The sequence below is a fragment of the Brevibacterium sp. S22 genome (assembly GCF_004745485.1).
GTDB lineage: Bacteria > Actinomycetota > Actinomycetes > Actinomycetales > Brevibacteriaceae > Brevibacterium.
This window is the reverse complement of record NZ_RHFG01000004.1, coordinates 32,641-45,261: the sequence shown is the minus strand read 5'-3', so window position 1 is coordinate 45,261 and position 12,621 is coordinate 32,641. Positions and strand designations below refer to the sequence as shown.

Below are 12,621 nucleotides of genomic sequence, written 5' to 3'. Positions count from 1 at the left end.
GATGTCCTCGCAGAGGCTGAAGCGACAGTGAGCATCGCTGGCTGATTCGCTGAGAGACACTACCAGTGTTACCGGCAGGTACCGCGTAGGCGTGTCCGACCCGCCGGAAAGTCCTGACAGACGGAAAATCCTCGCCGAGGCGGCCCCGAGATTCCGCAGGCACCATCAGCAGAATCAAGGTCCGTCGGCCAGTGCCGGCAGGGTGCGGCCTCAGAACTACCTGACGGCGGCTCAGCAACCTGGCGCAAGGTTGCTGAGCCGCCGTCAGGTAGTAATTTGGGGCGGTCTCAAGTGAGCAGGAGGGCTCCGCCGAGGGCGATGAGGGCGACGATGATCGTGACCAGCGCGGCCAGTGCGAGTGGGCGGGCACCGAGGTTCTTCAGCGACCGCCACTGCACTCCGTGTCCGAGGGCGAACATCGCCATCGCCAAACACACCGTCTGGATCCAACCGAGTCCGGTGACCGCGATCTCGGGCAGCAGGCCGAAGGTGCGCAGCGCGGCCATGGCGAGGAAGCCGAGAACGAACAGCGGCACGATCGGCGGACGCGCGGTTTTCGCGGGCGTCGTGGCCGCGCCCGCCGCCCCGGAACTGGCACCGGCCCCGGACTCGGCCCCCATGCCGGCCGCGCTCGCCGAATCCGACCGGACATCCGCCTCGGCGCCGGAACTCGACCCGGCGTTCTGCCCACGGGCCGTGCCGGACTCGGCCCCCGCCTCGGCGAGGGTGGACTGCGCATCCTGGTGTGCCTTGGCCTCGCTGCGACGCACCGCGTAGCTGAACACGGCGACGGTGGGCGCAAGCATGATGACGCGGGCGAGCTTGACGAGGACGGCGATCTCGAGGGCTGCGGGGCCGATGATGCCGCCGATCGCCACGACCTGGGCCACCTCGTGGGTGGAGGCGCCGCCCCACATTCCGGCGGTCTCCGGGGACAGGCCCAGCGCGGTCGAGAGACCGGGGACGATCGCGATCATCAGGGTGCCGAAGATGACGACGAGGCCGATCGCCGCCGCCACATCCTCCTTCTTCGACTTCAGAGTCGACTCGACTCCGGCGACGGCGGCGGCCCCGCAGATGCCGAAGCCGCTGCCGATGAGCACTGCCAGGGGGCGGTCGACCTTGAGGGGTCCTGCCAGGGCGATGGCTGAGAGGATCCCGGCGGCGACGATGACGGCGGCCAGGACGAGGACGAGCCAGCCGAGGTCGAGGATGTCGCCGAGCACGACCTGCGCGCCGAGGGCGACGATGCCCAGCCGCAGCAGCGGCTTCGCCGCGAAGTTGAGCCCGGGCATGAGTGCCTCGGGGAGATCGGGTACGAGATTGCCCAACAGGATGCCGAGCACGATCGCCACCAGCAGCGGCGAGAGCACGGGCAGGAGCATGGAGATCGGCCACGCGACGGCCGTGGCCACAGCGGCGACGGCGAGTCCGGGCAGAAGGGACGTGAAGCGGTTCATGACTTCAGTCTGTCAACGCCGGCACGGACGCAGTAGACGGTGATTTCTAAGCAACCCATATGGATCTGATATGCCATGATGGGCATATGCATGATCTCGGGAATATGAAGAACTGGCCCGAGCTCCAGGCTCTGGGGCTGCTGGTGGCCCTCAGTGGCAATGCCAGATCGATCGGCCAAGCCGCGGCGAAGCTCGATCTCGCCCAGCCGAATGCCTCCCGCAGCCTGCGCAACCTCGAGCGCGATCTCAAAGTGCCCCTGCTGCGACGCTCGCCGCGGGGAACCGAACTCACCGTCGAAGGCCGCGCCGTCGCCGAATGGGCCTCGAAGGTCATCGAGGCCTATGACACCCTCTACGCCGGGGCCCGTGCTATCCAGGACGCCCGAGCCGGAACAGTCAAGGTCAGCGCCTCGCTGACGGTCGCCGAATACCTCATGCCCCACCACCTCACGACCTTCCGCGCCGCACACCCGAAGATCGACATCGGACTGTCGGTGGAGAACTCCGCGACCGTCATCGACCGAGTGCGCCGCCAGACCTGCGACCTCGGGCTCATCGAATCCGTGTCCCTGCCACAGGACCTCAACGCCGAGGTGGTCGGCCGTGACCGACTCATGATCGCCTGCGCCCCGGACTTCGCCCACGCCTGGACGAAACCGATCACCGCCGTCGAGCTGGCGCAGGTGCCGCTGCTGGTGCGCGAGATCGGCTCGGGAACCAGGGAAGTCATCGACTCGGCGCTCGCCGGAGCCGAGGGAGTGCGCGTGGCGGGGGAGTACGGGTCGAACTCCGCCCTGCGCATCGCCGCGGCCACCGCCGTCGCGCCCGCCGTGCTCTCCGAACTCGCGCTGCGCGATGACTTCCGGGCCGGACGTCTGGTGCCGCTGCCGGTGGCCGAAGACGTCGATCTCACCCGCGAACTCCACGCAGTGTGGACGAGGAGCCGACGGCAGTCACCCGGGGCATGTCTGCTGCTCGAGCATATGGTCGACAGCCTCAAGTAGCCAGCTGGTCGACAGTCTGGAGCAGCGGCCCTCGGACGGCTCAGCACCGGCGGCGGTCGCACCCTTATATTGGACATATGACACAGCCTGATCCCGACTCCTCCTCACCCGCCACTCGTTCCGATCTCGCTCCGGACACCGTCGTCGTCGAAACCGGACGCCCGCAGCGCCAGGACGGCGCTGCGGTGAACCCGCCGATCGATCTGTCCTCGACCTTCGTGAGCACGGGCGACATCTCCGCTTCTCCCTACGCCTACGCCCGCTTCGACACCCCTGCATGGACGCCCTTCGAAGAGGCTCTGGGGCAGCTCGAGCATGCGGCACTTCCCGGACTGGTCTTCGGCTCCGGTCTGGCGGCGATCTCGGCCGTCATCAGCCTCGTGCCCGCCGGCGGCACTCTGATCATCCCGGCCCACAGCTACCAGGGTGCGCTCGCCTCCGCGGAGCAGATCGCAAAGCGTCAGAACTTCGACCTCGTCACCGTCGACATCTCCGACACCGAGGCGGTCATCGCCTCCCTCGACGAAGCGGGGCACGCGAGGACGGACCAGGTGGCAGCGGAGGGGACGGCCGCCTCGGCGAGAACGGGCGGAGCCGGATCCCCGGGGATGCTGTGGATCGAATCGCCGACGAATCCGATGCTCGAGGTCGCCGACGTTCCCGTGCTGATCGCGGCAGCGAAGGACCGCGGGTTCCTCATCTCCGTGGACAACACATTCGCCACTCCGCTGCTGCAGACTCCGCTCGATCTGGGCGCCGACATCGTCGTGCACTCAGTGACGAAATACCTGGCAGGCCACTCCGACGTCGTCCTCGGCGCGGCCCTGACCAGCAGCGGCGAGCTGCGGGAGCAGCTGCACACAGAACGCTCGATGCGCGGGGGAATCGCCGGGCCCTTCGAAGTCTGGCTGGCTCTGCGCGGGCTGCGCACCCTGGCCGTCCGCCTCGACCGCGCGCAGGCCAACGCGCAAGCCATCGCCGAGCGCCTCGCCGCCCACCCCGCCGTCGTCGAGACCCGCTACCCGGGCCTGCCGAACGACCCCGGCCACGCCCGCGCGGCCGGGCAGATGAAGGGCTTCGGTGCGATCATCGCCTTCACCGTCGATACGGCGGAGAAGGCCACCGCCATTACCGAGGCGGTCCGCCTGTGGACACCGGCGACCTCCCTGGGCGGCGTGGAATCCCTCATCGAACGCCGGCGCCGGCACGCCGCCGAGCCGGAGACGGTGCCCGAGGGACTGATCCGACTGAGCGTGGGGATCGAGAACCTCGACGATCTGTGGGTCGACCTCGAGGCGGCGCTGGGCTGATGGGTCCTACTCCGGTCGGGGGCTACGTGCTCGACCGGCCGAGTGCGAAGGACGTGGAGCAGTTCTTCGCCGTCGAATCCGACCGGCGAGTATGGACGCATCTGCCCAGCGGGAGGATGACGGCAAAGGGCGAGGCGAAGGCGATCCTGGCACGCCTGGCTCAGCAATGGGAACTCGACGGGCTCGGACCGTGGATGGTCCGGGAGGCCGCCGGCGCAGACATCCTCGGCCACTGCGGCTGCTCTCTGCGTGGGGTGTCCGAACCCGGGGCCTCCCGCAGTGTGCCCGGAGCGTTCTGGAATCTCGGCTACCGATTTCGGCCCGAGGCTCAGGGGAGAGGGCTGGCGACCGCGGTCTCCCGCGATGCGACCGAAGCGGCAGCGACCATCGACGCCGAACTGCCGGTCGTGGCCTATCTGCTCGAACACAACACCGCCTCGGCGAAGGTCGCGCGCAAGCTCGGATTCGAACTCGTCCACCGGGCACCGGACGCCGGAAACCCGGACCCTGCAGCCATCCGGCTCGTCTTCGCCGACCGCGAACTCACTGCCTCCCAACTGGACGCGACCCTGCGCTGAAGCAGCGTCGGGGTGAGCGCCCCTCCTCGCCGGGCTCGGCTGGCTCAGTGCCGCGAGTCTGCCGCGGACAGGCTCGGCGCCGCGAATCCGCCTCGGGCAGGCTCAGCGCCATCAGCCCGCCGCGGACATGTGACGCAGATCAACTTAACGTGCGTTAAAGTGGCGGTGGAAGCACATGCGCTCCTCTGAGCGCATGGAAGCAGGAGTGCCAACAGCCGCCCCGATCACCCGACCTCACGGGTCACCGGGCTCGCACGTAAGGAGTCGCATTGTCCGACAGCGTTCTCGTCAGCGTCAGTGGTGGCGTCACCACGATCACGATCAACCGGCCCGAGAGCCTCAACGCCCTCACGCAGGAGGCGGTGCTGGCAATCGGCGACGCCGTGACCGAGGCGGAGGCGAACTCGCAGGCCATCGTCCTCACCGGCAATGACCGGGCGTTCAGCTCCGGGGCTGACCTGCAGGGCGGAGCCGCCGAGAGGCAGGGGATCGAGCTCGACCAGGCGAATGCGATCATCCGCCGGATCGTCGACACCCCTGTGCCCACGATCGCAGCGGTCTCCGGGCCGGCCGCCGGAATCGGCTGTTCGTTCGCCCTGGCCTGCGACTATCTCGTCATGAGTGAGAAGTCCTACCTCATGCTTCCGTTCGCGAAGATCGGTCTCATGCCCGACGGCGGCGCCACGGCACTCGTCGCCGCCTCAGCGGGGCGGCACCGTGCCCTGCGTCTGGCCCTGACCGGGGAGAAGCTGCCCGCCGCCGACGCCTTCGCCTGGGGCCTGGCCAGCGAGGTCGTCCCCGCCGGAGAGCAGCTCACACGCGCCGCGGAACTCGCCGAGGCGTGGGCCAAAGGAGCACCGCAGGCCATGGCCGCGGCCAAATCCGCGATCAACGATGCCACGCTCACCGAACTCGACGGGGCGTTCTCCCGCGAGGTCGAAGGGCAGGCCAGACTGCGGGCTTCGCAGGACTTCGTCGAAGGCGTCGCCGCGTTCCTCGAGAAGCGCACCCCGACGTTCACCGGCGAATGATTTCAGCCTCGGCCCCGCCTCGGTGTCGGGTCTCTGATTGATAACACCTGCCGCGCCGGATGTGATCGGCATCACCTGAGCCGATAGTCTGACGGCAATGACCACCCGCTGCCGGCGAACCGAGCGGTTCGCCGGCAGCCCAGCACGACCGAAGGAGTCCCATGCTGACCGGTATCCCCTCCACCTTGGGCGACAGCTACCAGCTCAATACCACCACCCTCATCCGCCATGCGGCCACGGTCTTCGGCCAGTCCGAAGTCGTCTACCGCCGCTCGGACGGATCGTGGGGCAGATCGAACTACGCCGACGAGTTCAAGCGCATGGCTCAGCTGGCGCACGGCCTCGACGAACTCGGCGTCGGCGCCGGCTCCATGGTCGGTGTCATCGACTGGAACTCCCGTCGCCACCTCGAGCTCTACTTCTCCGTGCCCGGCGTCGCCGCGACCATGCTCCAACTCAACCTGCGCCTGGCGCCCGAAGACCTCGCCTACGTCGTCAGCCACTCGAAGTCCGACTGGATCTTCGTCGACGAATCGCTCCTCCACGTCGCCGAGGCGCTCGCCCCGAAACTCGACGTCAAGGGCTGGGTCGTCATGACCGACAAGCCCGCATCCGAGATCGAGACGAGCCTGAACAACGTCGTCTTCTACGAGGACCTCATCGCCGACAAGCCAGAGACCTACGACTGGCCCGTCGTCGACGAGAAGACCGCCGCCTACGCCGGCTACACCACCGGCACCACCGGCCGGCCGAAGGGCGTCTACTACTCTCATCGCTCGATCTACCTGCACACCATGGGCGGGCTCGCGGCCCTGAACGCGACCTTCGACGACTGCGTCATGCCGATCACTCCGATGTTCCACGTCCTGTCCTGGGGCTTCCCGCAGAATGCTGTGGCCTCCGGAGCCAAGCTCGTGCTGCCGGGCAAGTTCGCTGCCGAGGAATTCGGCGCGATCGGTCAGGCCTTCATCGAGGAGGGGGTGACTCTGGCCAACGGCGCACCGGCGATCTTCGGCCCGATGCTCGCGATGATGAAGGACATGCCGCAGCCGCCGGACCTCAACGGAGTCCGCCTCGTGTCCGGATCCTCCGAACCCCCGCTGTCGATGATGCGCGGGTTCAAGGAGATCACCGGCGCCGAGGTGATCCACGGCTACGGCGCCACTGAGACGACCCCGCTGGCGACGACGAACTGGAAGCTCAAACCGGGCATGGACCTCAGCGAGGAGGAGCGCTGGGATCTCAAGCGCTCGCAGGGTCTGCCGATCGTCGGCGTCGACCTCAAGATCGTCGATCCCACAGGTGAGGAGCTGCCGCGCGACGGTAAGTCGATGGGTGAGATCCTCATGCGCGGACCCTGGATCACCGAGTCGTACTTCAAGCTCCCCGACAATGCCGACCGGTTCCTCGACGGCTGGTGGCGCTCGGGCGACGTCGGCGTCATCGATGAGTACGGTTACCTCAAGATCACCGACCGTCTCAAGGACGTCATCAAGTCCGGAGGCGAATGGATCTCGTCGATCGATATGGAGAACGCGATCCTCGATAACCCGAACGTCAAGGAGGCGGCCGTCATCGGCGTCCCCGACGAGAAGTGGGACGAGCGCCCCGTGGCCTACGTGGTGGCCGCGGACGGCTCCGAAGTGACTCGCGAAGACATCATCGCCACCCTCGGCGAACGGTTCGCGAAATGGCAGATGCCCGACGAGGTCAACGTCGTCGAGGAGATGCCGCGCACCTCAGTGGGCAAGCTGGACAAGAAGCTGCTGCGCAAGGAGTGGGACGAGAAGTGAGCTGACCTCGGCTGGGGAATAGCAGCCGAGACAACGGTGGAGCGCCGAGACCACGCTGTGTGCACAGTGGTCTCGGCGCTCCGCAGTTGTTTGGGCGCAAAGTTGCGGCTCACTGGTGTCGCTGCCCAAGGGCCTGGGCGATTGTCTTTTTGATCTGCTCGAAGATCTGTGGTCGGAAGAGGTCGCCGAAAGTGAGGTTGAAGACTGTGAATCCGGCGTTGATGAGGTTCATGTTGCGCTGGTGATTCTGGCGTGCGGCCGTGTCGGGGCCATCGGGATGCATGTAGTACTTGCCGACCCCGTGAACCTCCACGATGACGCGGGCCTCCTCCTGCCGAAAGTCGTTCCTGCCGATGAATACTCCGGTCGAGGAGTAGGCGGTGACCTGTGGTGTCATTCCAGTGATGCCGTGCCGGTGGAACTTGACCGCGCAGAACGCCTCGGCCGCTGACTCGTGGAGTTCGCTTGCCAGCTCGAGTGCGAGCAGAGCGCGCTTCCGGCCCCGGCGGCCCGGAGCGAGTTTCGGCCTGAGTGCCTCCTTGCTGATGTGTCGTTCTCTCAGCCCCTCCGAGATCAGCGGCACCGAAACTTCGAGGCGGTGGTCGAGGGCGATGTCGGCAAGAGTCCTGGCCAGCGTGGTCACTGGGCTGCCGAGGGTGCGATCGACGTCGTCTTCGGCAAGATCGCGAGCGTAGAACACGAGGTCCGAGTACGAGCGAGAGTAGTCGGGCCGGGTGATCTCCACCTTCTCCGTCCCGAGCTCAACAGGGTCGAGACCATGCAGCAGTGCTGCTGACATGTGTGAGAAGGCGTCTTTGGGCAGCAGAGACTCCCGCCGAGTGGCGATGCTCATCCGGAGTTTCTCTGCATCGTCTCTGATGTCGCCGCGGAATGTGGGAAATGTGATGCCTGGCCCGCTCAGCAAGTGGCGAATGGTGTCGAAGTGAGTGTGCGAGCAAATCGACTTGACGATGAAGTGGCCTCTGCGCACCTTCTCCAGACAGCAGTCCAGGGCCTCTGCAAGGTCAGCGCGAGGCATATCGAGTTCGGCGAGTTCGACCCGCGTCACAGTCCGGAACATGAGTCCATTCTGATGTTCTGGATCATTAAGCGCAAGCAAATAACATCAAAAACTATATATAGATATCAAATAGCAGGCGGCTCGGACTCCGCCTGACGGGTTAGGTGCTTGCCTGTTTCAAGCCCCCTGCCCAGGCGAATCAGCCGAAAGAACGGTGGAGGGCCGAGACCACGGTGCACACAGCGTGGTCTCGGCCCTCCACCGTTGTCTCGAGGAAGAGGCTGGTGAAATGGGTGCCTGATGGCCTGCTCAGGGGTGATTCAGCCAAGGTGGTGGAGGTGGTCCCTCAAGGGTGATGAGGAGGCACCTCAGGAGTGATGAGGTGGCGCCTCAGGGGTGGTGGAGGAGGTAGGTGCCGCCCTTGAGGCAGGTGTCGACGACCCAGCCGTCACCGACGAGGCCTGTCAGCGCCGTGCGCAGCGCCAGTCGCCATCGGCTGGCCAGCTCGGCATCCTGGCCGCGCAGGTCCTCGATGTCGGAGGGGAAGTCGAGCGAGACGAACTCGGTCTCCTTCGGCACCTCGCTGACCAGCGGCTCCCCGTCGTCATCGGCGCGCAGGCACGGGAACGCGGAGCCAGGATCGACGACCGAGACCCGTGCCGGCCGGCCGAGCGGCCACGAGACCATCATCCGGTCGCTGGCCTGCCCGGAGTTCACTCCGTCGCGCATCTGCCCGTAGAAGTCCTCGAGGTATTCGACCATGCCGACGCCCAGGCGCTGGAAGTTGAAGTAGGCGTTGCGGGCGACCAGCGGGTCGAAGGTCCAGGTCATCTCGGTGATGCCGAGGTTGAGGCACCACAGGCGCTGGTGCAGCTTCATCGCCGATCCCGCGCCTCGGCCGATGACCTGGTGGCGGACCCCAGCGATATGCGAGTGCATGACTGTGCCCAGAGGTTGGCCGAAGAAGCCGATGGTCACACCGATCATCTCGTCGGGTTCGTCGACGCTGTACGCAGCCGAGACATAGTTGCCGGCGTGGGCGAAGGCGATGATGAGGCTGGGTTCGAAGACGGTCGACCCGGTCTCGTCGACGCTCCACACCTCATCGAGCAGCAGCGAGGCCCGGGCCGCCTCCTCGGCGGTGTGGATCTCGCGCACGTCGATGCGCGCGGTCTCGGCCGCGGCGGCGTATTCGTCCTCCGCCAGGGCGAGGATCTCCGAGTCCACTGTTCTCAGCTCTGGGTTCGCACTCATGGTGACATTGTGCCACCCGATCCCGGCCTCGGCGTGCCGTGCACGGCAACGATTCGACTACGGCGAACGCCGCCGCCTGAGCTGGTGGGGCGGGTATAGCCTGGACGCATGAGCTCTTCAGTCGCTGTCATCGGAGCCGGGACCATCGGTCGATCGTTCGCCTTCCTCTTCGCGCGCAGCGGTTACACGGTGCGGGTCTTCGACCCCCGATCCGACCTCGCCGAGGTGGTCGCCGGCCTGCAGGCCGAGGTCACCGCTGATGCCTCGGCCAGGGGCGAGTTGGCCTCTGACGTCGGCACCGTCGAGGCCGCCGAATCCGTCGAGGCCGCCGTGGCCGGCGTCGACTTCGTTCAGGAATGCGGTCCCGAGGATCCCGAAGCGAAGCCGGAGCTGTTCTCCCAGATCGCCGAGGCGGCTCCGCGGCAGGCCGTGTTCGCAACGTCATCGTCGACGATCCCGGCCTCATCGATTGCGTCCGCGCTGCCGGAGCCGGCGGCATCCCGCGTCATCGTCGGCCACCCGTTCAATCCGCCGCACCTTATGCCGCTCGTCGAGGTCGTGCCCTCCCCGCAGACCTCGCAGGAGACCGTGGACGCCACGGTCGGGTTCTACCGCAGCTGCGGTCGCGAACCGGTGGTGCTGGGGCGCGAGATCCGTGGATTCGTCGGCAACCGTCTGCAGAATGCGCTGATGAAGGAGGCGATCTCGCTCGTGCAGAATGGAGTCGTCACGGCCGAGGAGCTCGACACGGTGATGAAGAATTCCCTGGGCTTGCGGTGGTCGGCCGTCGGCCAGTTCGAAGGCATGCACTTCGGCGGGGGAGAAGCCGGGATCCGCGGGTTCATGGAGCATATCGGTCCGGCGTTCGCCGCTATCGAAGACCTGCCCGTCGACGTCGACCCCGCGGGCATGGAAGAGGTCTTCGGACAGGTAGAAGAAGCCTATGGGCCACAGCCGACCCCGCAGGCCGCCGCGGTCCGCGACCGGATCCAGAAAGCGGTGCTCGAAGCCCGCGGCAAAGACATCTGAGGTGACTGGCCCCTCAGGCGGCGACTGGACCTGACTCCGGCAACTGGCGCTCGGCCCAGCGGAGCAGATCTGAGACTCAGGACGGTCTGAGGCTCAGGACGGCCCAGGCCTCAGACCGCTGCCTGGTAGAAGTACGTGGTGCGTTCGGCGATGAGGCCCTCGGTGTCGAAGAGGAAGAAGTCGGCGAAGCCCACCGAGGTCTCCGAGCCGTCCTTGAGTCGACCGCTGAAGACACCGCGGCTGGAAGCGCGATCGCCGTCGACGAGGATCTCCTGCAGCGAATGCGCACCTGATTCGATGACGCGCTCGCCGTGATAGAAGTCGGTGATCTGCTGGCCGACCATCGTCGGATAGCCGGGGCGATCATAGCTGGCGTCGGCGGCGAACAGTGCCGAGGTGGCACCCGCATCTCCGGCATCGACGGTGGAGTAGTAGCGCTTCACGAGTTCAGTCACACTGGCCATGGCACTACCGTAACAGTGAGCCATGACATAGTCGGGCCGGCCCGCGAACTCGCCGGCTGACCCTCGACGTCAGGGGATTGATCCGGATCTCCTGCGTCGCTGCACGGGTGTATCGCACTGCGGCTCGCCGCCGCCGAGCATATGGCACGGGTTTCGCATCTCAACACCACATCGGGTTAGTATCAACCTGCTAACGATAATGATTCTCACTAGAAAGAGAACTGTGATGATGAAACGACACCACACGATGCTTGGATCGGCGGTGGTCGCCTCGGCGCTCCTGCTCTCCGGCTGCCAGGCCGGCGACGACGCCACCGACTATGACGCGGTCGGCAAGGACGAGAAGACCGCCGGTGCGGAAGATGACGCAGGCAAAACTGATGAGAAGGGGCACGCGCAGGAGCTCGCCGCCGCTCAGCCGCGGATCGTGACCACCTACGACGGTGGGATCCTCACACTCGATGCGACGACGCTCGACGTCATCGACGATACGAATCTGCCCGGCTTCAACCGGCTCAGTCCCGTCGGCGACGGCCGTCACCTCATGGTCTCCGTGGCTGAAGGCTTCCGCCTCTTCGATGCCGGAGTCTGGACCCAACCCCACGGCGACCACACCCACAGCTACGCCGCCGACCCCGAGCTCACCGACACCGTCTTCGACACCGAACTGCCCGGACACGTCGTCAGCCACGGCGACTCCACCGTGCTCTTCGGCGACGGCGACGGCAAGATCCAGACCTTCGACACCGACGACTTCTCCGAGGACGACCCGAAACCCGAAGTCACCGAGGCCGATGAGGCCCACCACGGAGTCGCGGTGAGACTGTCCGGAGGGAAGACCCTGCTTACGGTCGGCACCGAGGATGAGCGCACCGGGGCGAAGGTCATCGACGACGGCGGCAAGGAGATCGCCCGCAGCGACGACTGCCCCGGAGTCCACGGCGAAGCCGCCGCGGAGGACGAAGTCATCGCGCTCGGCTGCGAAGACGGAATCCTTCTCTACAAGGACGGGAACTTCGAGAAGATCGACGCCCCCGATTCCTTCGGGCGCATCGGCAATCAGGCCGGAAGCGACGAATCTCAGTACATCCTCGGTGACTACAAGGTCGACGAGGACGCCGAGCTCGAACGTCCCGAGCAGGTGAGCGTGACCGATACGAAGGCAGGCGAACTCTCACTCGTCGACCTCGGCGCCTCCTACAGCTTCCGGTCACTGGGCCGTGGACCCGAAGGGGAAGGCGTCGTCCTGACCACGGACGGAAAGCTGAAGATCATCGATCCCGCCACCGCCTCGGTGACGGAGGAATACCCGGTCATCGACGAATGGGACGAACCAGTCGAATGGCAGAAGACGCGTCCGACGCTCTTCGTCCAGGGTGAAGTCGCCTATGTCAGCGAACCGGCGAAGAAGAAGATCCACATCGTCGACCTCGAATCCGGTGAGGTGATGGCGGATGCGACGCTGCCGCACGCACCGAACGAACTCACCGGCGTCACCGGCTGAAGACCTTGGCCTGATCCCGACCGGCGGAACGATCCTGGGCTGAATCCGACCGGCGGAACGATTCTGGCCTGACCCCGACCGGCGGTGTCGGCCAGCGCAGCGTCGGTCGGGGTCCGTCGCCGCGGGGGTTGCCTCTGGGTCCGCCTCCTCTACGACTGCCTCCTCTGTGGCTG

Annotated in this window: 11 protein-coding genes; 7 read left to right on the top strand and 4 right to left on the bottom strand. The window is 66.4% G+C overall.

Annotation, left to right across the window (positions count from 1 at the left end):
• Positions 1-287: 287 nt before the first annotated feature.
• Positions 288-1,460 carry a YeiH family protein gene (locus EB835_RS05665; RefSeq protein WP_135808506.1) on the bottom strand — a complete coding sequence of 391 codons (1,173 nt, stop codon included), beginning with the start codon at positions 1,458-1,460 and terminating at the stop codon, positions 288-290.
• A gap of 86 nt (positions 1,461-1,546) precedes the next feature.
• Between EB835_RS05665 and EB835_RS05660 the strand changes: the two genes are divergently transcribed.
• The 5 genes from EB835_RS05660 (at position 1,547) to EB835_RS05640 (ending at position 7,176) form a co-directional block, all read left to right on the top strand.
• Complete coding sequence (locus EB835_RS05660; protein WP_135808505.1) at positions 1,547-2,464, top strand: LysR family transcriptional regulator; 918 nt, start codon at positions 1,547-1,549, stop codon at positions 2,462-2,464.
• Positions 2,465-2,541: 77 nt separating this feature from the next.
• Positions 2,542-3,774, top strand: a complete 1,233-nt coding sequence (locus EB835_RS05655; protein ID WP_135808504.1) for a trans-sulfuration enzyme family protein — start codon at positions 2,542-2,544, stop codon at positions 3,772-3,774.
• Complete coding sequence (locus EB835_RS05650) at positions 3,774-4,352, top strand: GNAT family N-acetyltransferase (RefSeq protein ID WP_135808503.1); 579 nt, start codon at positions 3,774-3,776, stop codon at positions 4,350-4,352. The genes EB835_RS05655 and EB835_RS05650 overlap by 1 nt, the downstream gene beginning before the upstream one ends.
• A gap of 269 nt (positions 4,353-4,621) precedes the next feature.
• Complete coding sequence (locus EB835_RS05645) at positions 4,622-5,383, top strand: enoyl-CoA hydratase (protein ID WP_135808502.1); 762 nt, start codon at positions 4,622-4,624, stop codon at positions 5,381-5,383.
• A gap of 161 nt (positions 5,384-5,544) precedes the next feature.
• Positions 5,545-7,176 (top strand): long-chain-fatty-acid--CoA ligase, encoded by a 1,632-nt coding sequence (locus tag EB835_RS05640; protein WP_135808501.1) that lies wholly within the window; start codon positions 5,545-5,547, stop codon positions 7,174-7,176.
• A 109-nt stretch (positions 7,177-7,285) separates the two neighbouring features.
• Here the strand turns inward: EB835_RS05640 and EB835_RS05635 are convergent, their stop codons facing one another.
• Positions 7,286-8,257: a hypothetical protein gene (locus EB835_RS05635; RefSeq protein ID WP_135808500.1), complete on the bottom strand. Its 972-nt coding sequence runs from the start codon at positions 8,255-8,257 to the stop codon at positions 7,286-7,288.
• A 330-nt stretch (positions 8,258-8,587) separates the two neighbouring features.
• Complete coding sequence (locus EB835_RS05630) at positions 8,588-9,451, bottom strand: hypothetical protein (protein WP_135808499.1); 864 nt, start codon at positions 9,449-9,451, stop codon at positions 8,588-8,590.
• A gap of 108 nt (positions 9,452-9,559) precedes the next feature.
• Here EB835_RS05630 and EB835_RS05625 point away from each other — a divergent pair, with 108 nt between their 5' ends.
• The gene (locus tag EB835_RS05625; protein WP_135808498.1) at positions 9,560-10,480 is read left to right on the top strand and encodes a 3-hydroxyacyl-CoA dehydrogenase NAD-binding domain-containing protein; all 921 of its coding nucleotides are present in this window, start codon (positions 9,560-9,562) and stop codon (positions 10,478-10,480) included.
• 110 nt (positions 10,481-10,590) lie between these two features.
• Here the strand turns inward: EB835_RS05625 and EB835_RS05620 are convergent, their stop codons facing one another.
• Positions 10,591-10,944, bottom strand: a complete 354-nt coding sequence (locus tag EB835_RS05620) for a nuclear transport factor 2 family protein (RefSeq protein ID WP_135808497.1) — start codon at positions 10,942-10,944, stop codon at positions 10,591-10,593.
• Between the two features lie 226 nt (positions 10,945-11,170).
• Here EB835_RS05620 and aztD point away from each other — a divergent pair, with 226 nt between their 5' ends.
• The gene (aztD, locus tag EB835_RS05615; protein ID WP_240688566.1) at positions 11,171-12,448 is read left to right on the top strand and encodes a zinc metallochaperone AztD; all 1,278 of its coding nucleotides are present in this window, start codon (positions 11,171-11,173) and stop codon (positions 12,446-12,448) included.
• The last annotated feature ends 173 nt before the right edge of the window (positions 12,449-12,621 follow it).